The 19,946-nt window shown below is 71.9% G+C and carries 21 protein-coding genes; 6 read left to right on the plus strand and 15 right to left on the minus strand.

Features of this window, described 5'->3' with window-relative positions:
• Genes H576_RS15195 through H576_RS0109720 form a run of 6 tightly spaced genes read right to left on the minus strand, consistent with a single transcriptional unit; the run spans position 1 to position 6,716 of the window.
• A complete protein-coding gene (locus H576_RS15195; protein ID WP_036320296.1) occupies positions 1–999 on the minus strand; it encodes a hydroxyacid dehydrogenase in 999 nt (332 codons plus the stop codon).
• The gene (locus H576_RS0109700) at positions 996–1,664 is read right to left on the minus strand and encodes a hypothetical protein (protein ID WP_036320299.1); all 669 of its coding nucleotides are present in this window, start codon (positions 1,662–1,664) and stop codon (positions 996–998) included. The genes H576_RS15195 and H576_RS0109700 overlap by 4 nt, the downstream gene beginning before the upstream one ends.
• 2 nt (positions 1,665–1,666) lie before the next feature.
• On the minus strand, positions 1,667–2,581 hold the full coding sequence (locus H576_RS0109705) for a carbohydrate ABC transporter permease (RefSeq protein WP_029150784.1): 915 nt from the start codon (positions 2,579–2,581) through the stop codon (positions 1,667–1,669).
• Positions 2,578–3,492: a carbohydrate ABC transporter permease gene (locus tag H576_RS0109710; protein WP_051172560.1), complete on the minus strand. Its 915-nt coding sequence runs from the start codon at positions 3,490–3,492 to the stop codon at positions 2,578–2,580. The genes H576_RS0109705 and H576_RS0109710 overlap by 4 nt, the downstream gene beginning before the upstream one ends.
• 44 nt (positions 3,493–3,536) lie before the next feature.
• Positions 3,537–4,850: an extracellular solute-binding protein gene (locus tag H576_RS0109715; protein ID WP_245559160.1), complete on the minus strand. Its 1,314-nt coding sequence runs from the start codon at positions 4,848–4,850 to the stop codon at positions 3,537–3,539.
• Positions 4,851–4,865: 15 nt separating this feature from the next.
• Positions 4,866–6,716, minus strand: coding sequence for a DUF2264 domain-containing protein (locus tag H576_RS0109720; RefSeq protein WP_029150787.1), 1,851 nt, complete (start codon positions 6,714–6,716; stop codon positions 4,866–4,868).
• 104 nt (positions 6,717–6,820) lie between these two features.
• On the opposite strand from H576_RS0109720, the gene H576_RS0109725 reads away from it, so the two are divergent.
• Positions 6,821–7,921: a substrate-binding domain-containing protein gene (locus tag H576_RS0109725; protein WP_029150788.1), complete on the plus strand. Its 1,101-nt coding sequence runs from the start codon at positions 6,821–6,823 to the stop codon at positions 7,919–7,921.
• On the opposite strand, the gene ftsR is transcribed toward H576_RS0109725, so the two are convergent.
• Together ftsR and H576_RS0109735 are read right to left on the minus strand one after the other, a co-directional pair.
• Positions 7,922–8,611 (minus strand): transcriptional regulator FtsR, encoded by a 690-nt coding sequence (gene ftsR, locus H576_RS0109730; protein ID WP_029150789.1) that lies wholly within the window; start codon positions 8,609–8,611, stop codon positions 7,922–7,924.
• Positions 8,611–9,084, minus strand: a complete 474-nt coding sequence (locus H576_RS0109735) for an FHA domain-containing protein (RefSeq protein ID WP_029150790.1) — start codon at positions 9,082–9,084, stop codon at positions 8,611–8,613. The genes ftsR and H576_RS0109735 overlap by 1 nt, the downstream gene beginning before the upstream one ends.
• A gap of 142 nt (positions 9,085–9,226) precedes the next feature.
• Between H576_RS0109735 and H576_RS0109740 the strand changes: the two genes are divergently transcribed.
• The 3 genes from H576_RS0109740 to H576_RS0109750 all read left to right on the plus strand — a co-directional run bounded on the left by H576_RS0109740 (position 9,227) and on the right by H576_RS0109750 (position 12,144).
• Complete coding sequence (locus tag H576_RS0109740; RefSeq protein ID WP_169564336.1) at positions 9,227–9,976, plus strand: copper resistance CopC family protein; 750 nt, start codon at positions 9,227–9,229, stop codon at positions 9,974–9,976.
• A gap of 19 nt (positions 9,977–9,995) precedes the next feature.
• Positions 9,996–11,393 carry a dihydrolipoyl dehydrogenase gene (lpdA, locus tag H576_RS0109745; protein ID WP_029150792.1) on the plus strand — a complete coding sequence of 466 codons (1,398 nt, stop codon included), beginning with the start codon at positions 9,996–9,998 and terminating at the stop codon, positions 11,391–11,393.
• 208 nt (positions 11,394–11,601) lie between these two features.
• Positions 11,602–12,144: a MerR family transcriptional regulator gene (locus H576_RS0109750; RefSeq protein WP_029150793.1), complete on the plus strand. Its 543-nt coding sequence runs from the start codon at positions 11,602–11,604 to the stop codon at positions 12,142–12,144.
• 6 nt (positions 12,145–12,150) lie between these two features.
• Here the strand turns inward: H576_RS0109750 and H576_RS15200 are convergent, their stop codons facing one another.
• From H576_RS15200 to ftsE, 7 genes are read right to left on the minus strand one after another with little or no spacing between them, the layout of a single operon-like run.
• Complete coding sequence (locus H576_RS15200; RefSeq protein ID WP_051172561.1) at positions 12,151–13,143, minus strand: M15 family metallopeptidase; 993 nt, start codon at positions 13,141–13,143, stop codon at positions 12,151–12,153.
• A 57-nt stretch (positions 13,144–13,200) separates the two neighbouring features.
• Positions 13,201–13,806, minus strand: coding sequence for a CYTH domain-containing protein (locus tag H576_RS0109760; protein WP_029150794.1), 606 nt, complete (start codon positions 13,804–13,806; stop codon positions 13,201–13,203).
• Between the two features lie 9 nt (positions 13,807–13,815).
• Positions 13,816–14,862 carry a YihY/virulence factor BrkB family protein gene (locus tag H576_RS15205; RefSeq protein WP_036320301.1) on the minus strand — a complete coding sequence of 349 codons (1,047 nt, stop codon included), beginning with the start codon at positions 14,860–14,862 and terminating at the stop codon, positions 13,816–13,818.
• A 16-nt stretch (positions 14,863–14,878) separates the two neighbouring features.
• Positions 14,879–15,343: a prepilin peptidase gene (locus tag H576_RS0109770; RefSeq protein ID WP_029150795.1), complete on the minus strand. Its 465-nt coding sequence runs from the start codon at positions 15,341–15,343 to the stop codon at positions 14,879–14,881.
• A gap of 59 nt (positions 15,344–15,402) precedes the next feature.
• Positions 15,403–15,879: an SsrA-binding protein SmpB gene (smpB, locus tag H576_RS0109775; protein ID WP_029150796.1), complete on the minus strand. Its 477-nt coding sequence runs from the start codon at positions 15,877–15,879 to the stop codon at positions 15,403–15,405.
• Positions 15,880–15,938: 59 nt separating this feature from the next.
• Positions 15,939–16,850 carry a permease-like cell division protein FtsX gene (gene ftsX / locus H576_RS0109780; protein WP_029150797.1) on the minus strand — a complete coding sequence of 304 codons (912 nt, stop codon included), beginning with the start codon at positions 16,848–16,850 and terminating at the stop codon, positions 15,939–15,941.
• Positions 16,847–17,842: a cell division ATP-binding protein FtsE gene (gene ftsE / locus H576_RS0109785; protein ID WP_029150798.1), complete on the minus strand. Its 996-nt coding sequence runs from the start codon at positions 17,840–17,842 to the stop codon at positions 16,847–16,849. Before ftsE ends, ftsX begins: the two co-directional genes overlap by 4 nt.
• 129 nt (positions 17,843–17,971) lie before the next feature.
• Between ftsE and H576_RS0109790 the strand changes: the two genes are divergently transcribed.
• Complete coding sequence (locus H576_RS0109790) at positions 17,972–18,574, plus strand: TetR/AcrR family transcriptional regulator (RefSeq protein ID WP_029150799.1); 603 nt, start codon at positions 17,972–17,974, stop codon at positions 18,572–18,574.
• A 94-nt stretch (positions 18,575–18,668) separates the two neighbouring features.
• Positions 18,669–19,907 (plus strand): S1C family serine protease, encoded by a 1,239-nt coding sequence (locus H576_RS15210; protein ID WP_084502650.1) that lies wholly within the window; start codon positions 18,669–18,671, stop codon positions 19,905–19,907.
• Positions 19,908–19,946: the final 39 nt, after the last annotated feature.

The raw sequence follows: 19,946 nt of genomic DNA on the forward strand, positions 1-19,946 counted from the left end.
TCAGGCCTCCGAGTCGAGTGCCGTCACCGGCACGGGGTACGCGAGCGGCTCCCCCGCCGCGATCCGGCGCAGCTCGCCGATCTCGGCGTCGACCATGCGGTCGACCTCCGTGCCGACCGACCCCGCGATGTGCGGGGTGAGGAGCGCGTTCGGGTGGTCGTACAGCGGGTGCTCCGCCGGGAGGACCCACGGCACCGTCACGTCGAGCACCGCGAACAGGTCGCCGCGCACCACGCGGTCGGTCAGCGCATCCTGGTCGACGACCTCGCCGCGCGCCGTGTTGATGATCGCCGATCCGGGGCGCATGGCGTCGATGAGCTCGCGCGTCACGAGCCCGCGCGTCGCCGGCAGCGACGGCGCGTGCACCGAGACGACGTCGCTCGCCTGGAAGAGCTCCGCGAGCGTCGCGGGCTCCGCCCCGAGCGCGCGGATCTCGTCGGCGCCGAGGGTGGGGTCACTGAGCAGGACGTCGAGCTCGAAGGGCGCGAGCAGGTCGACGACGCGTCGGCCGATGCGCGACGCCCCGATGATCCCGACGGTGCGGCGGTAGTTGCCGATCACCCCGAGCGCGGCCTGATCGACGAGGTCGCGGCTCTCGCGGTACGCCCGGGCGATCGGGACGATGCGCTTGTTCGCGAAGAGGATCGCGGCGAGCGTGTACTCGGCGACGGGGACGGCGTTGGCGTCGACCGCCGAGCTCACGCCGATCCCCCGCTCCCACACGGCGCGGTCGAACTGGCTGCGGACCGAGCCCGCGACGTGGAGGATCCACCGGAGGCGCGGCGCCGCGGCGAGCATCCCCGCGTCGATGCGCGGCGTCCCCCACCCCGTCACGAGGACCTCGGCCTCGGCGAGGGCCGCGCGGGCACGCGGGTCGTCGAAGCCGTCGACCGTGCCGAGGAGGCGGCCCTCCTCGGCGAGCAGCCGCGCGAGGCGCCGCTCCGAGGCCGGGGCGAGCGCCCCCGTGCCGACGGCGCTGAGGACGGCGGGGCGCGTCATGCCGCCTCCCCCGCCGGGCGCAGGGCCGGCTGCAGGGTGTGCCGCCCGCCCGCCCACACGATATAGAGGCACGCGGCCGCCGTGAGGCCGAGGCCACAGGCGGGCGCCGCGGAGACGACGGCGGCCTGCACGCCGACGACGACGAGGCTCAGGACCGTGAGCGGCCAGCGGCGCACGGCGAGGAGGAGCGAGATCCGGACGACGTCGCGCAGGCGCGAGGCCGGAGACTCCGCGATCGCGACGAGCCCCACCGCTCCCGTCGCGACGGCGAGGAGGGCGATCACGACGAGGAGCGGCGCGACGACGGCGCCAGCGCCCGTCGGCACGAGGACGAACACGTCGACGGCCGCGACCGTCACGACGGCGACGACGATCGCCGAGAGCGCGAGCGCAGGGCGCCACGTCGCGCGCAGCTGCCGGAGGAAGGCCCGGAGCACCGACGGATCGCCGCCCGAGTGGGAGCGGAAGACGCCGAACGCCGCGCAGATCCCGCACCCGGCCGGCACCGCGGCGAGCGCGAGGAGCGGCCAGGACAACGACGGGTCGGTCGTGACGAGGAGCGCGATGAACGGCAGGCACCACACCGCGAGCGCGACGTTCGTGCCGAGGACGAGGTGCGCCGCGCCGAAGAGCGTCGCGTAGACGCCGTGCGGGATCCGCTTCATGGTCAGCCCTTCATCCCGCTCGTCGCGATGCCCTCGACGAAGAACCGCTGGCCCGCGAGGAACACGACCGCGATCGGGACGACCGAGATCACGAGGCCCGCGAACAGCACCCCGTAGTCGACGTCGTACAGGCTCGAGACGAAGTTGTTGAGGCCCAGCTGCATCGTCCACAGGCTCGGGTCGCGCAGGTAGATGAGCGGCCCGAGATAGTCGTTCCACGTGTTGACGAAGGTCAGGAGCGAGAGGCTCGCGATCGCGGGCACCGACAGCGGGAGCATGATCCGCCACCAGATGCCGTACTCGCTCACGCCGTCGAGGCGGGCGGCCTCGCTGAGCTCCTCGGGGACGGTCTCGTAGAACTGCTTCATGAGGAAGACGCCGAAGGCGCCGAACGCCTGCAGGAGGATGACCGACCACAGGGTGTTCGCGATCCCGGCGTCCGACAGCATGATGAACTGCGGGATCATGTACGACTGCCACGGCACCGCGATCGTGCCGATGTAGAGCAGGAAGAGCGCGTCGCGGCCGGCGAAGCGGATCCGCGAGAATCCGTACGCCGCGAACGACCCCGTGACGACCTGGAGCGCCGTCACCGAGACCGACAGCACGAGGGTGTTGCGGATCCAGGTGCCGATGTCGGCGCGCGTCCAGATGTCGACGTAGTTCTGCCAGACGAAGACCTCGGGGATCCACCGGACGGGAACCGAGAACACCTCGTTGGCCGACTTGAGCGAGCTCATGATCATCCAGAAGAACGGCGTGAGCATCGCGGCGGCGGCGACGATGAGGACGACGTACAGGAGCACCCGGAGCGCGATGCCCCTGCGCTGCCCCGCCGCCCGGGGGCGCGGCGCGGGCTCGACCGAGAGCCGCCGGCGCCGGGCCGGCGGGGTGACGAGGGTCATGGTCTCGCTCATCGCGCTTCGCTCCTCTTGTTCCACACGAACTGGATGACGGTGACGAGGATGCACAGGAGGAACAGCACGACCGACGCGGCCGACGCGTAGCCGAAGTCGTTCTCCTCGAAGCCCTTGCGGTAGATGAACTGCGAGATCACGGTCGTCGACTGCCCCGGTCCGCCCTTCGTGAGGACGAGGATCAGGTCGAAGATCTTGAGCGACCCGATCGTGAGCATGACCGTGACGAAGAACATCGTAGGCCGGAGGCTCGGCAGCGTCACGTGCGCGAAGCGCTGCCACGCGCCCGCCCCGTCCATGCGGGCCGCCTCGTGCAGCTCCCGCGGCACCGTCTGCAGGGCCGCGAGGAACAGCACCATGTAGTAGCCCATGTCGCGCCACACCGAGATGATCACGACGGCGGGCATCGACCAGTCCGCCGAGGTGAGCCAGCCGGGAGGGTTCGCGATGCCGAGGAAGCGGAGGATCTCGTTGATCGGCCCGTAGTCGGGGCTGAACAGCAGGTTCCACACGAGGGCGATCGCGACGATCGACGTGATGTAGGGGAAGAACGCGGCCGTGCGGAAGAACGCGACGCCGCGCAGCTTGTTGTTGAGGAGGAGGGCGAGCCCGAGCGACACGACGATCGTCAGCGGGATGTGCATCACGGCGTAGTAGAGCGTGTTGAGGAACGCGGTGCGGAAGCTCGCGTCGCCCGCGAGGCGCTGGAAGTTCTGCAGGCCGATGAACTGCGACGATCCGAAGATGTTCCAGTTCGTGAGCGACATGTAGAACAGCACGATCACGGGGATGAGCGTGAGGAGTGCGAAGCCGAGGAAGTTCGGCAGGATGAAGCTCCAGCCCAGGAGGGCGTTGCGCAGCCTCAGGCGCGATCGGCGCCGCGCGCGCGGTGGTGTCGCTGTCGTCGTCATGATGCTCCCGACGGAGCGGGGCCGGATCCCCGACCCCGCTCCGGTCAGTCCAGTCCCACCTCGTTCGCGACGCGGCCCTCGGCGTCGGCGATCGCGGAGTCGACGTCCTGGGACCCCGACAGGATCGCGGAGTGCATGTCGTTGAGGATGTTCTGCACGGCGGCCGTCTTGTCGGACGCCGGGTTCTCGGGCTTCGTGTCGTGCGTCTGCACGGCGAAGGTCGACAGCTCGTCCTGCGGAGCGCCGTCGACGGCGAAGTACGCGTCGACGACGGGATCCGTGAGGAGCGCGGGCGTGATGCCGATGCCCGCGAGGGCGGTCGCCGCCTCCTCGCTGGCCGCGTAGGCGAGGAACTCCTTCGCGAGCTCCGCCTTCGCGTCCGACACGTTGGCGTTGACGCCGAAGCCCGTCGGGTCGCCGAAGGTGACGGGGGTCTGGTCGGTGCCCGTCGTCGAGGCGTCGAGCTGCGGGATCGGGGCGATGCCCCAGTCGAAGTCGTCGGCCTCGCCCGACGCCTGCTGCGAGATGAGCGTCGCGACGTACCAGGTGCCCATCGGCATCATCGCGGCGTTCTGCTTGCCGAACTCTCCCTGGTAGGTGAGCTGGTTGGCCGAGACGGTGTTGAACGACTGCTGCGCGCCGTCGTCCTGCAGCGTGAGCGTGCGCTCGTAGAACGGCGCGAAGTAGCCGTAGTCACCGCTGAGGATGTCGGCGCCCGCCGACTGAGCCGTTGCGAAGCCCTGCAGCGTCGACTGCCAGCCGTGCTCGTAGGTGCCCTTGGGCCCGTCGAGCGCCGCCGTCAGCTCCTCGGCCGCGGCGTCGTAGTCGTCCCAGGTCCAGGATCCGTCGGGGTAGGCGACGCCCGCCTCGTCGAAGAGCGCCTTGTCGTAGTAGAGCACCCACGAGTCCTGGCGGTACGGAACGGCGTAGCGCGTGCCGTCGACGGTGTACGAGTCGAGCCCGCCGATCCCGTCGGGCACCTCGACGTCGGACACGTCGAGCAGCTGGCCGCCCTCCTGGAAGGTCGTGAGGAACTTGACCTCCTTCTGGGTGACGATGTCGGGCCCCTTGCCCGCGGCGAGGTCGGCCGTCACGAGGGTGTTGTACTCGGTGGGGTCGTAGTCGACGACCTCGACCGTGACGCCCTCGTGCTGCGCCTCGAAGCCGTCGGCGAGCAGCTGGAACTCCGGCGTCGTGTCGACGCTCCAGCCCGAGATCGTGAGGGTCGAGTCGTCGGACGCGGAGGAGGATCCGGCGGATCCGCCGCATGCCGAGAGGGCGAGGGTGAGGGCGGCCAGGCCGGCCGCCGCGGTGATCGTGCGCTTCATGTGCTGCTGCTCCTTTGCTGCAGGGTGCATCGTTCGGTGTTCGGGTCAGGGGAGGAAGTGACGGAGATCGTGGTCGCTGCGGTGGCCGTCGGGCCAGGTGACGCTCACGGCGTCGCCGTCGACGGCGATGCCGCAGCCGGCGGGGGCCCCGAGCGCGAGCTCGGCGGCGGCCCACTCCCCCGCGACGATCGCAGCATCGGCGACGGGGATCGAGGCGACGGGCCCGAGCGGGCTCGCGTCGGCGCGCACGACGACGACGGCGTCGGCTCCGCCCGCGAGGCGCAGCGCCGTGGCGGGAGCGCCGTCGCCCGCGGCGGCCCAGCCGCCGAAGCGCAGGCACCACCCGTCCGGAGCGGCGCCGACGCGGGCGAGGCGCACCTCGTGCGCCCCGCGGACGAGCGAGACGACGGTGACGGGGGCGACGACCTCCGCCTCGCCCGCGACGCCGGATCCGTGGTTCCGGGCGCCCGCGACGGGATCGATCGTGTGCGCGTCCCACGAGGAGGCGGCGACGCCCACGCCGTCGTCCACGCGCGCGGCGCGGAGCGTCATGGCGGCGCGGTGCGTCGCGCGGCCGGATCCGTCGACGAGCGCGACCGACTGCTCGAGCGGGTCGGTCCACGCCGCGTCGTCGAGGAGCGGGGAGGCGGCCGTCGAATAGCCCAGCCGCGCGTACAGGGGCGAGTCGCCGACGACGGTCCCCGGCAGCGCGTGGTCCGTCCCGTGGTTCACGACGCGGACGACGCCGTCGGCCGCCGTTCCCGAGACGATCCACCCCGGGACCGGAAGCGCGCGCAGCGTGTCGCCGCGCTCGATCGGCAGCGGCTCGGCGGGCGCGGCCCACACCGGGTGATCGGCGGGGAGGGCGATGCCGAGGAGGCCCTTGGCGGCCCAGTAGGGGGATCCGGTCCCCGAGTACGACTGCGCCATCTGGCGCCACTCGTCGAACCAGCCCATCGTCAGCACGCCGTCGGGGCCGGGAACGCCGCGGTCCGCGAAGTGCTGCACGATCCGCGCGCCCGCGCGCCTCAGCTCGCCGAGCGGGACCTCGTCGACGCCCGCGATCGCCCCGGCCCAGAACGGCGCGGCCGCCGCGAAGCGGTAGATGAGGCTGCGTCCCTGGATGAGGGGACCGCCGTCGCCTCCCACGAGGTGCACGGCATCGGCGAGGTACGCGCCGAGCTTCCTCCTGTCGCGCCCGGGGCGGTCGCCCGCGAGCTCATCGGCACCGCGCATGCGCGCCCAGAGGATCGGGTAGAGGTGCATGGCCCAGCCGACGTAGTGGTCGTAGGCGCGGCCGTCGCCGTCCGAGTACCAGCCGCCGTCGCGGGCGAACTCGTCGTTCAGCGCGAGGTCGGCGTCGATGTCCTCCTGCGACCACGGGCCGCCGACCGAACGCAGGAACGTCTCGACGACGATGCGGAACCACAGCCAGTTGTTGCGCGGGTACGTCGTGTCGCCGACGACGGGCGCGAGGTAGTCGACGACGCGGCCCTGCGTGACGGCGTCGAGGCGATCCCAGATCCACTCGCGCGTCATGTCGAGGATCAGGGCGATCGACGCGGCCTCGACCTTCGCCTGGCCGTGTTCGTCGGGGCGGACCCAGCGATCGGAGGCCTCGGGGTCGACGCCGCGCGCGATCGCACGGGTGCAGAAGTCGATGAGGCGGTCGACGCCGTGACCGCGCTCCCCCGCGATGCGGAAGCCGGCGAGGAGGAAGGTGCGCGCGAAGCCCTCGAGGCCGTCGACGTCATGGCCGTATCCGCCCTCGGCGCCCGGGAACTCGATGCGCGCTCCTCCCTCCGACGCGTGCGCCAGGGCGGCTTCCAGCAGCCGGTCGGCGTAGGCGGTGAGGTCGTCGCGCGTCCACTCGGGGGCGAGCTCGGCAGCAGTCACGGAGATCTCCTTCGACGGTCCGTGGGGGGTCGTCGGCGAGCGTATCAATCCGTTTCGTTCACACGAATCTTTTGTGATCGTAACTGATCGTTTATGGTCGTTGCATGCCTGCACCGTCGCACGCGCCGGATCCGTCCGGCCCCCTGGGCGCCTCGCGGCGCGACCGGATCCTCGATGCCCTGGCCCGCGACGGCGAGGTGCGCGTCTCCCAGCTCGCGGCCGACCTCGGCGCCGCCGCCGTCACGCTCCGGCGCGACCTCCAGCAGCTCGAGGCCGACGGCCTGCTGACCCGCGTCCACGGCGGCGCCGTCCCGCCGGCGGGAGGCGTCGCGGCCCGACCCGCGACACGCGGCTCGGGCCGGATCGGCGTCCTCGTTCCGTCGCTCGACTTCTACTGGCCCGACATCGTCCGCTCGATCGAGTCCGCGGCGCGCGATCGCGGCTACGCGATGCTCCTGCGCGGGACCTCGTACGACATGCAGGACGAACGGCCCGTGCTCGCGCGCATGCTCGAGGCGGGCGACGTCGCGGGCCTCGTCGTCGCCCCCAACACCGACACCGAGTTCGCGCCGGACGTCATCGCCTGGCTCGAGCAGTCGGGGGTGCCGTTCGTGCTCGCCGAGCGCGAGGCCGCGCGGCGGCCCCTCGGCACCCCGCTCGAGTCGGTCGCGACGGACCACGCACTCGGCGCGATCCTCGCCGCCCGCCATCTGGCCGCCCTCGGGCATCGTAAGGTCGGTCTCCTCATCTCGCGCTCGTCGCCGACCTCGCGCAAGATCATCGCGGGCTGGACCGCGGCGTGCCGCGAGCTCGGCCTCACGCCGGACGACCACGTCGAGCGGATCCTCCCCGACCGCGGCGACGCGGCGTTCTCGCGCGCCGTCGAGGCGGTGCTCGACGCCGTGCTCGCGGCGGGCGTCACGGCGCTGCTCGTGCACTCGGATCGCGAGGCGATGGCGCTCGTCGACCTCGCGCTCGCGCGCGGCCTCGCGGTGCCCGGCGACCTCTCGGTCATCGCCTACGACGACGAATACGCCGAGCTCTTCACGCCGGCGCTCACGGGCGTCGCTCCCCCGCGCGCGGCGATCGGCCGCGCGGCGCTCGACCTGCTCGCGGCGCGGATCGCGGACCCCGCCAGGCCCGTGCACCGGCTCACGATCAGCCCCGAGCTGAACGTGCGCGACTCGACGGGCGAGCCCGGCTGATCAGTCGGGGAGGATGCGCGCGAGCGCGTCGCGCACGAAGATCGAGCGCACCTCGTCGAGGCGGTCGGCGAGCTGCGGTCCGAGCTCGGACGCCGCGGCGCGCGACGACGGATCCGACCGTCGCAGGAGCGGCGAGAGCGCGGCCTCGACGAGGGCGGCCTCGCGCTCGGCGCTCTGGCGCAGCGTGCGCACGTGGCGCGGGTCGATGCCGTGCCGCTCGAGCGCGACGAGCGCGCGCAGCAGCGCGACGGCCCGGTCGTCGTACGACTCGGCCGGAGTCATGAGCCCCAGGCTGAACGCGTCGTTCAGCAGCTGCGGCGCCGCGCCCGCGGCCTCGAGCAGGTCGGTGCGCGCGTAACTGCGCCCCGACGGGTGGATCGAGGTGGGGACCTGCGGCATGTCGGGCGACTTGCCCGCGTCGAGGTCGTCGAGGTAGTCGCGGATCACCCCGAGCGGGAGATAGTGATCGCGCTGCAGCGTGAGCGCGAGGCGCAGGCGCTCGAGGTCGCTCGGCGAGAACTTGCGGTACCCCGCGGCCGTGCGCTGCGGGGAGACGATCCCCTGCACCTCGAGGAAGCGCAGCTTGCTCGAGGTCAGCGCCGGGAAGTCTCCGGAGAGCTTCGACAGCACCTGTCCGATCGACAGCAGCGCGCGCCCGGCGGCCCCGTCTGCCGCGGCCGCCGCCGCCATCAGGCCGCGGCCCCCGGCAGGTCGCGGGGCGAGCTGAAGAACGTCAGGCGGAACTTGCCGACGCGCACCTCGTCGCCGTTGCGCAGCGCGGCACGGTCGACGCGCTCACCGCCGACGTAGGTGCCGTTGAGCGAGCGCTGGTCGACGAGCTCGAAGCCCGAACGCGTGCGCGTGATCTCGGCGTGGCGGCGCGACACGGTCACGTCATCGAAGAAGATCCCAGCCTCGGGGTGGCGGCCGATCGTCGTCGACTCGGAGTCGAGGAGATAGCGAGCGCCGGCCGCGGGGCCCGAGCGGACGAGGAGGAGCGCCGCGCCCGAGGGCAGCGCCTCGACCGCGTCGAGCTCGGCCTGGGAGAGGTCGCCGGAGAAGGGGACGAACGACAGGTCGGCGTCGTGGCCGAACGTCTGCGTGTGGTCGCCGGAGCCGTCGTGACCGCCCATCTGCGGGACGTGTCGTGTGGCCGCGGGCATCGGCTCGTACTGCTGGTCAGACACGTGCCCTCCTTCCGTTCCCCTCAGCCTATCGGATCCGGAGGCGGCGAAACGATCTCGATCCGTGCGAAACGGACCGATTCGCCGGATCCGCGGAGGAGGCGGTCGTACCGTGTCGTGCGTGACCGACACGCGCACCCGATCCCCCCGTTCCCTGGCCGCCCGCATCGTCGGGGCCGCCTCCCTCGCGGCGGCCCTCGTGCTGACGGCGTCGCCCGCGTTCGCGCACTCGGACCTCGTCGCGACGTCGCCCGCCGAGGGCGCGACGCTCGACGTCGTCCCGGCCGAGGTGTCCCTGACGTTCAGCGACGACCTCCTGGCCGAGGGCGCCGCCGAGATCCAGGTGTTCGATGAGACGTGCGCCGACGCGGGCCTCCTCATCGCGAACCCCGGCATGGCCGACACCCGCGACTGCCGCAACTACGCCTCGGGCGACCCCGTCGTCACGGGGCCCACGATCACGCAGGCGCTCGACCGGACCGACGCGGTCGCCGGCACCTACACGGTCGTCTGGCGCGTGACCTACGGCGACGCCCACTCGGGCGAGGACCTCTTCACCTTCACGGCGTCGGGCGCGGCTCCCGCCGAGCCCTCGGACGACCCGTCGCCGACCGAGACGGCGCTCCCCGCCGACCCGTCGGCGTCCGCCGAGCCGACGACGCCCGCAGAGACGACCGACCCCGCGACGGCGGCACCGTCGGCCACGGCGACCGCGTCCCCCTCGCCGACGGCGACCGCGTCGCCGACCCCGGCGGCGGACGCCTCATCCGGCGTCTCCGCACCCCTCGTGATCGGCATCGTCGCGGGCGTCGTCGTGCTCGCCCTCATCGTGTTCATCGTCGTGATGATCGTGCGCGCGCGCCGAAACTGACGGCACTAGGCTGGAGACCATGGCTCACTACGACGTCGTCATCCTCGGCGCCGGCCCCGGCGGTTACGTCGCGGCCGTACGCAGCGCCCAGCTCGGTCTTTCCGTCGCGATCATCGAGGAGAAGTACTGGGGCGGTGTCTGCCTCAACGTCGGCTGCATCCCCTCCAAGTCGCTCCTCAAGAACGCAGAGGTCGCGCACACCTTCACCCACAAGGCCGACTTCTTCGGCATCTCGGGCGAGGTCACCTTCGACTACGGCTCGGCGTTCGACCGCAGCCGCAAGGTCGCGGAGACCCACGTCAAGGGCATCCACTTCCTCATGAAGAAGAACAAGGTGACCGAGTACGACGGCCGCGGCACCTTCGTCGACGCGAAGACGATCGACGTCGCGAAGAGCGACGGCACGACCGAGCGCGTCACGGCCGACAACGTCATCATCTCGACGGGCTCGACCGTGCGACTCCTCCCGGGCGTCCAGCTCAGCGAGAACGTCGTCACCTTCGAGAGCCAGATCCTCACGCGCGAGCTGCCCGAGTCGATCGTCATCGTCGGCGCCGGCGCCATCGGCATGGAGTTCGCCTACGTCCTCTCGAACTACGGCGTGAAGGTCACGATCGTCGAGTTCGCCGACCGCGTCCTCCCCAACGAGGACCCCGAGGTCTCGAAGGAGATGGCGAAGCAGTACAAGAAGTACGGCATCGACGTCCTCACCTCGACGGGCGTGCAGTCCGTCACCGACAACGGCTCGTCGGTCCACGTCACCTACAAGGCGAAGGATGGATCCGAGGGCGCGATCGACGCGTCGAAGGTCCTCATGTCGGTGGGCTTCGCCCCCAACACGCAGGGCTACGGCCTCGAGGCGACGGGCGTCGCTCTGACCGACCGCGGCGCGATCGACATCGACGACCACATGCGCACGAACGTCGCCGGCGTCTACGCGATCGGCGACGTGACGGCGAAGCTCCAGCTCGCCCACGTGGCCGAGGCGCAGGCCGTCGTCGCCGCCGAGACGATCGCGGGCGCCGAGACGATGACGCTCGGCGACTACCGCAACATGCCCCGCGCGACGTTCTGCTCGCCGCAGGTCGCGAGCTTCGGCCTCACCGAGGAGCAGGCGATCGCCGAGGGCCACAAGATCACGGTGGCGAAGTTCCCCTTCACCGCCAACGGCAAGGCGAACGGCCTCGGCGAGCCCGTCGGCTTCGTCAAGCTGATCGCCGACGAGGAGCACCTCGAGCTGCTCGGCGGCCACATGGTCGGCCCCGACGTGTCCGAGCTGCTCCCCGAGCTCACGCTCGCGCAGAAGTGGGACCTCACGGCCGTCGAGGCCGCCCGCAACGTGCACACGCACCCGACGCTGTCGGAGGCGCTGCAGGAGGCGTTCCACGGCCTGCAGGGTCACTTCATCAACCTCTGACCCCGCTCTCGCGCATGGGGCCCGGATCCTCGGATCCGGGCCCCATGCGCGTTCCGGGAACACGCACCGCCCTGGCGATGTTCCGCACGTTGGGTCACGATTGATAACGGTGCCCGACACGCCGCCCCGCCCGAGCGCGATGTCTCAAGTTCGGCTTGAAGGTCGCCGTAGTGTGGGACCTGCCCACCCCCGAAGAGAGGACGACGAGATGAGCGCGGGAACCCCCGACGACAACGGCTTCGCCGTCGACCTGCTCTTCACCGACGGGCTGCCGCAGCTCGATCCTGAGATGGGCTACCGCGGCACCGTGGCCGCCAAGGCCGCCGGCATCACCTATCGCCAGCTCGACTACTGGGCCCGCACCGAGCTCGTCGTCCCGACGATCCGCGACGCGAAGGGATCGGGCTCGCAGCGCCTCTACGGCTTCCGCGACATCCTCGTCCTCAAGCTCGTGAAGCGCCTCCTCGACACCGGGATCTCGCTCCAGCAGATCCGCGTCGCCGTCGAGCAGCTGCGCGCGGCGGGGATCCGCGACCTCGCGGGCACGACCCTCATGAGCGACGGCGCATCGGTCTACCTCTGCACCTCGAACGACGAGGTCATCGACCTCGTGAGCCGCGGCCAGGGCGTCTTCGGCATCGCGGTCGGCAAGGTGCTGCGCGAGGTCGAGTCGACGCTCGTCGAGTTCGACCCCTCGGCTCCCGACCCCGTCGACGAGCTCGCCGCGCGCCGGTCCCGGAAGACGGCGTAGCGCGCCTCAGTCGGCGTAGTCCGGGGCGGCGCCGAGGCCCCAGAAGTCCTCGTACGTCTCGTACCCGCCCTCGGCGTACGCGGTCGCGAGCTCGACGCCCACGTACCGCAGGTGCCACGGCTCGGGCTCGTATCCCGTCGTCGCGGTGCCGCCCTCGACGTACCGCAGGATGAAGCCGTATCGCCACGCGTTCTCGGCGACCCATCGGCCCTGCGCCGTGTCGCCGAACTCGTAGATCGTGCCGCACGCCCGCCCATCGCACGCGACGAGGTCCGCGGCGAGGCCCAGCTGGTGCTCGCTGTATCCGGGGCGGGCAGACGTCCGCTCGGCGGCCTCCTGCCCGAGCTGGGCGACGAGCCCGCTGTGCGCCGTGACCTGCGTCGCGTAGCTCCGATAGCCGCTGAACAGGCTGACCTGCCCCTGGCCCGCGGCGTCGACGGCGGCGGCGAGCTCGTCGAGGGCTGCGGCGGCCGTGGGCGTCATCGTGGCCCCGACGGCGCTGTAGACCGACGACGGCGCCGCGAGCTCCGGCGCGAAGTCGATCGGATCGATCGGTCGCTGCTTGTCGACGACGACCCACGCCCACTCGGGCCGGTCGAGCGCGACGCACTCGGCGGCCGCCCCCGACGCGACGGCGGAGCGGAACGCCTCCCCGCCTCCCGCGGCGCGGACGACCTCGTCGGCGTCGCCCGAGGCGACGGCGGCACGCACGGCGTCGTCGCAGAACGCGGCGTCCGGGTCCTCCGACGGATCCGCGGTCGGAATCGGCGAGGGATCCCCGGGCGCCGCGGACGACGCGGTGGCCGTCGGCGAGGCCGTCTCCGTGGGGCGTGGCGCCGCGCCGGCGGATCCGCCGCTCGTCACGAGCTCGGCGCCCACGACGATCATCACCGACGCCGACACGAGAGCGACGAGGGCCGCGAGCGAGCGGCGGCGTCGGCGCTGCGTGCGGCGGCGCACCTGCGCGCGCCGGGCATCGGAGCGGAGCGGGGGCGTCATCCCCTCATTCTGTCGTCCCGATCGGGAGGCGGCGCGGGATGGGACCGCGCGTCGCGCCTAGCGGCCGAGGGCGCGGGCCAGCTTCGAGGCCGACGACGGGGCGGTCGCGCCCGCCGCGAGGGCCGCGCGCTCGACGGCGTCGAAGAAGGCGTCGACGTCGGCGGGGGCCGCGGCGCCGAGCTCGACCTCCCACTCGTGCCAGGCGCGCTCGGACCCGCCGCGCAGGTCGCTCGTCGCGACGTGATCGTCGACGAACTCGGCGATCACTCCCCCGTCGGCGTCGAGCAGCTCGTAGGCCGTGCGGTCGTTGACGATGCGCGCGAGGGGCTCGAGCGACGCCGTGTCGCCCCACTGCGCGAGCTCGCCGAGCGCCTCCGCCGGGATCTCGTCGGCGTCGCCGAGCGGCCAGTGCAGCTCGACCCGCGCGCCGTCGACGAGGGGACCCTTGACGTGCCAGCCCGCGTCGGGACCGCCCGTGCGGCGGCGCAGCGCGACGCCCGCCGCGGCGAAGTCGCCCGCGGGAGTGTCGAGGTAGAGCGCGTCGAGATGACGAGCCTCGCCCGGGGTCACGGAGGCGACGCCGGGGACGGCGGTCCAGTCGGGAAGGGGGGTGCCGGGCTCGACGTCGAACTTGCGCTCGATCTCGACGGATCGCGATGCCATGCGTCCAGGCTACGCGGAGTATCGTTCGGCTCGCTCGGCGATCTTCTCACGCTCGACCCTCTCGGCCTCGCGCGCGACGCGCAGCGCGTCGGTCGCGACGCGGAGGTCGCGCTCGGCGGCGCGCACCGCGCGCTGCTTGAAGGTGTCGGCGCCGTAGCGCGACGCGACGCGGTTCTCGCGGTCCTCGACCGACACGACGATGTAGGCGGAGGCGATCAGGATCACCTGCGACGAGAAGTTGAACCACAGGAGCAGAGCGATGAGCGGGATGAAGCCCTCGAGCAAGGGGTTGTTGTCGGCGCCGCCGACGAACAGGCTCGACAGCTGCTGCAGCACGACGAGCCCCGCGCCGCCGAGGAGCGCACCGGAGAGCATGATCCGCGGCGGCGTGCGGAGGCCCGAGAGCAGCCAGAACAGCCACGCGATGACGACGGAGTCGAGCACGAAGGTCACGACGATGGTCCCCACGCGGGTCAGGACGGTCGCCGTCCCGGACGGCGCCGTGCCGATCCAGCCGAGCACGAGATCCACGAAGCCCGTCCCGAGGAGAGACGCCACGGCCGACGCCGCGAGGAGGACGCCCAGCGAGAGCGCGAAGAGCAGGTCGAAGGCGCGCAGCAGCAGCGCGTTGTCGCCCTCGTGCGCCGTCCCCGCGATCTGCCGCACCGCGACGCGGAGGTTGCCGACGGCCCCGATGAGCGCCCAGACGAGCGCCGGAACCGACACGATGAGGACGATGATGTTCTGCTGGAAGTAGTCGCCCGTGATCGACGAGGCGTCGATGAGCCCGGATCCGTCGGTCGACAGGAGGCCGGGGATGACCTCGTCGACCGACGCCACGAGCGCGTCCCACAGGTCGTCGCGCGACGAGAGCCACATCGAAGCGATCGAGAAGCCGAGCAGCACGGCGGCGAAGACGGCGAACAGCGCGCGGAACGTGATCGCCGCCGCGAGCAGCCCGCCCCCGTGATCGGAGTAGAGCAGGAAGGCGCGGAGGATCCGGTGCCGCAGCACCCAGGCGATCGTCGCCTGCACGCCCCTGATCACGCTCCCCATGCCACGAGGCTATCGGTCAGACGAGCGCGGGCCCGACGCACGCACCGAGGATCATGCACGGGCCGAACGCGATCCGGGTGTCGCGGGAGCCGCGCCGCGTCGCGATGAGACCGGCCGCCCACGCGGATCCGACGACGAACGCGAGCGCGGACCCGAGCGCGAAGGCGGGCCAGCCCTGCCACGCGAGGACGGCGCCCGTCGGCAAGGCGAGCTTGATGTCTCCCCCGCCGAGCCCGCCGCGGCTCGCGACCCGCAGGAGCGCGTACCCGCCGCCGAGCGCGAGCGCCCCGGCCGCGGCGCGCACGAGGGTCGCGGGCGATCCCTCGGCGACCGACGCCGCGAGGGCGAGCGCGAGGATCCCGCCCGCGAGGGGCAGCACGATCGCGTTCGGCAGCCGGTGCTCGGCGATGTCGATGTGGCAGAGCCACCCGCCGACGCCCGCGAACACGAGCAGCGCGGCGAGGGCGAGCGGATCCGACATGCGCCCCAGGCTAGGGAGAGGGCCGGGGGTGGTGCAGATGCCTGTGGAGAACGGGGCGGCTACTCGCCCATGCGGTTGCGGCTGCGCATCGCGCGCTCAGCCTCGAGCCGGTCCTGGCGTTCGCGCAGCGTCTGCCGCTTGTCGTACTCGGTCTTGCCCTTGGCGACGCCGATCTCGACCTTCGCGCGGCCGTCGACGAAGTAGAGCTTGAGCGGCACGAGCGTGTATCCGCCCGCCGACGCCTTCTGCCCGATCTTCGCGATCTCGTCCTTGTGCAGGAGCAGCTTGCGGACGCGCTTCGACGCGTGGTTCGTCCAGCTGCCCTGGGAGTACTGCGGGATGTTCACCTGGTCGAGCCAGGCCTCGCCGCCGTCGACGTACGCGTAGCCGTCGGTGAGGTTCGCGTGGCCCGCGCGCAGCGACTTGACCTCGGTGCCCGAGAGCACGATGCCCGCCTCGTACGTCTTCTCGATCGTGTACAGGTGGCGTGCGCGACGGTTGGTCGCGATCACCTGCTCGCCCTTCTCCTTGGGCATGTGCGCACCTCCCGTCGCCGCGTGATCAGACCTCCCAGTCTATACGCGGCGCTGGAGCCTCAGGCCTTGAGCCAGCGGCGGATCGCGAAGCCGGCCGACAGCGCCGCGAGCAGCACGCCGAGCAGGATGATGACGGGGATGACGTACCAGGTCTCGGCGAGGCCGATCCACGGGATCGCCGACGCCTCGGTCGCGAGGTAGTCGCCGACGCCGACCCGCACGAGCACCACCACGGCGGCGCTCGCGAGGACCGATCCGATGAACGCCGCGAGGATGCCCTCGAGCACGAACGGCGTCTGGATCGTGCCGTTCGACGCGCCGACGAGGCGCATGATCCCGACCTCGCGGCGACGCGCGAACGCCGACAGCCGGATCGTCGTCGAGATGAGCAGCACCGCCGAGATGAGCATGAGCACCGCGATGCCGATGGCGATGTACGTCGCGATCGTCAGGGTCTGGAAGAGCGGGTCGAGGTACTCGAGCTGGTCGGCGACCTCCTCGACGCCCTGCACGCCGCTGAACGCCTCGCGGATGACGTCGGTCTGGTCGGGGTTCTGCAGGTCGATGTGGAAGACCGCGCTCGTCTGGTCGACCGTCAGGAGGCCGGAGATGCTCGCATCGAAGCTCTGCGTGAGCTCGTCGTGCGCCTCCTGCTGCGTCTGGAACGAGTACGAGTCGATCAGCGGGGCGAGCGTGGATCCGTCGAGCTGGTCCTGGACCGCCTGGATCTGCTCGTCGCTCGCCGTGCCGTCGACGCACGTGTCGCCGTCGGAGATCGACGAGCACATGTACACGTCGACCTGCGCACGATCCTCGAAGTAGGAGTTCGTCTTGCCGATCTGCGCCTGCATGAGGATCGCGGCGCCGACGAAGGTCAGCGACACGAATGTCACGAGGATGACCGAGACGACCATCGAGAGGTTGCGGCGGAGGCCCTGGAGCGCCTCCGAGATGATGAGCGAGCCGTTCACGAGGTGGGCCCCACTTCGTCGTCGCGGCCCGTGAGGCCGAGGCGGTCGGCGACGCCGAGGTCGTCGACCTGCGGCTCGGGCGCGACCGGGGTGTTCTTGTCTGCGTCGTCGGCGGCGGGGGCCTCGGGGGCGTCGTCCGGCGCCTCGGCGGCCGCGTCGTCGGCGGGCTGCGCCATCGCCTCGGCGGCCTGCTCGGCGAGAGGGCCCGCGCCCGTGACGGTCTCGCGCTGGACCTCGAGGGCGGCGGTCAGGGCCGCGATCGACGAGGCGCCGCGCTCGGCCTCGGGGCGCAGGGTCGCGACGACCGAGGTGTCGCCGTACGACCCGCGCACCTCGTCGCGCACGAGCCTGCCGCTCGAGAGCTCGAGGACGCGGCGCTGCATGCGGTCGACGAAGCCGGCCTCGTGCGTCGCCATGACGACGGTCGTGCCGGCGGCGTTGATCGCCTCGAGGACGCGCATGACCTCGACCGAGGTCGTGGGGTCGAGGTTTCCCGTCGGCTCGTCGGCGAGGAGGATCTGGGGGCGGTTGACGATCGCGCGGGCGATCGCGACGCGCTGCTGCTCGCCGCCCGAGAGCTCGTGCGGCATGCGCTTGCCCATGCCCGCGAGTCCGACGCGCTCGAGCGCCTCGGGAACGGCGGCCTTGACGGCGCTGCGCGAGCGCCCGATGACCTGCAGCGCGAACGCGATGTTCTGCGTGACGGTCTTCGACGGCAGCAGGCGGAAGTCCTGGAAGACGGATCCGATGCTGCGGCGGAAGTAGGGCGTGCGCCTGTCGCTCAGCGCCTTGGTGTCGCGCCCGAGCACGAGCACGCGCCCCTCGGACGGCGTTCCCTCGCGCATCATGAGGCGCAGGCACGACGACTTGCCGGAGCCCGAGGCGCCGACGAGGAACACGAACTCGCCGCGGTCGACCTCGAAGTCGACGCCGTCGAGCGCGGGTTGGGCGGTGCCGCGGTATCGCTTGGTGACGTTCTCGAACCGGATCATGACCCCACGAGAGTACGCGGAGCACGGCGGCGCGCCCGGCGCGACACGGTGCGGCGCGCCCGCATTCCCAGGCGCGCCTCAAGGAGGGGCGTCCGCGCCCGGCGCGCCGTCGTGCGGCAGACTTGGCCCATGACGAACACCCCCGTCTCCCCTTCCGCGACATCGGACGACCCGCGAGCGCAGCGCAGCAGGCAGCGGCTCGCCGACGCGCTCCGCACGATGCTCCAGGCCGAGGACCTCGGCGACATCGGCGTCGCCGAGCTGTGCCGCGCCGCGGGCGTGCACCGCACGACCTTCTACGGCCACTACGCGAGCGTCGGAGACCTCGCGGCCGACGTGTACGCGACGATGCTCGACGAGGCGAGCGCCGTCGAGCCCTTCACGGCCTCCCCCTCCGAGTCGTCGCAGGTCTACGTCGACCAGATGGTCGAGCTTCTCGACGCGGTCCTCCGCGAACGCACCGCGATCCGCGCCCTCCTCGAGTCGTCGGTGTCGCTCGGCTTCCGCAAGCGGCTGCGCCAGCGCTACCTCGACCGCATGCAGATGGCCGTCGACGTGCTCCGGGCCAACGGGGCCGACGTCCCCGAGGACTCGACCGTCGGCGTCGCGTTCATGGCGGGCGGCATCGCGAGCGCGCTCGAACTGTGGGCAGCCTCCGACGACACCGATTCGCGCGCCTTCGGCCGGCAGGTGCTCGCATCGATGCCGCGCTGGTGGCCGTCTCCGGCGTGAGCGATCCGGCTTCATAGGAAGCGCATAGGGCGATCATCGCGTACGCGCTGGTCCGGGGAGTCCAATGAGTCCATCAGGCACGAAAGGGGCCCTCATGGACGACATCACTCCCACCACTCCCACCGCACCGGTCGCCGCCAAGCGGCCCTGGTATCGGCGCCGCGCGACGATCTTCGGCGCCGCCGGATCCGCGCTCGTCATCGGCGCCTTCGCGGCGGGCATCCCCGTCGGCGCGGCGACGCTCTCGCCGACGACGACCGCCGCTCAGACCATCCCCCAGCAGCAGGACTCGTCGGGATCCTCGTCGAGCGGATCCGCGCAGCAGGTCTCGCCGTTCGGCAGCGGGACCGAGCAGCAGCAGCAGTCGACGACCTCCGGCAACGAGGCCTCGACGACCGCGAGCACCGACGAGGCGTCGGGCGTGGTCCTCGTCAACACGGTGCTCGGGTACGAGAACGCCGAGGCCGCGGGAACGGGCATCGTGCTCACGAGCGACGGCCTCGTCCTCACCAACAACCACGTCGTCGAGGGATCCACCGAGATCACCGTGACGATCGGATCCACGGGCCAGCAGTACACGGCGACGGTCGTGGGCACGGACGCCGAGAACGACGTCGCGGTGCTGCAGCTCGAGGGCGCGTCGGGCCTCACAACGGCGACGATCGACGACGACGACGACGCCGCGGTCGGCGACGACGTCACGGCGGTCGGGAACTCGGAGGGCGGCGGCGTCCTCATGGCGGCGGACGGCACGATCACCGACCTCGACTCGACGGTCACGACGCAGTCCGAGTCGACGGTCTCGAGCGAGACGCTCGACGGCATGATCCAGATCTCGGCCGACGTCGTCTCGGGCGACTCGGGCGGCCCCCTCCTCGACGACGAGGGCGAGGTCATCGGCATCGACACCGCGGCGTCGAGCGGATCCGCCACGACGGTCGCCTACGCGATCCCGATCGACGACGCCCTCGACATCGCGAACCAGATCGTGTCGGGCGACGAGTCGGGCAGCGTGACGATCGGCTACCCCGCGTTCCTCGGCGTGCAGGTTTCCAGCGAGACGGGCATGTCGGCGTACGGCTACCAGAACGGCGCCTCCGTGACGGGCGCGTCGGTCGCGGGGGTCATCGAGGGCACCCCGGCCGCCGACGCGGGCATCGCCGCGGGCGACGTCATCACCTCGGTCGACGGCGTCGCCGTCTCCTCGTCCGACGACCTCACGCAGATCCTCGCGTCGTACGACTCGGGCGACCAGGTGACGATCGCCTGGACCACGGCGGCCGGCGCGAGCCAGACCGCGACCGTGACGCTCGCCGACGGCCCCGCCGCCTGACGCGCATCGCACGCGAGAGGGGCCACGGCATCCGCCGGG

This window comes from Microbacterium indicum DSM 19969 (assembly GCF_000422385.1).
In the GTDB taxonomy this organism is placed as follows: Bacteria; Actinomycetota; Actinomycetes; order Actinomycetales; family Microbacteriaceae; genus Microbacterium; species Microbacterium indicum.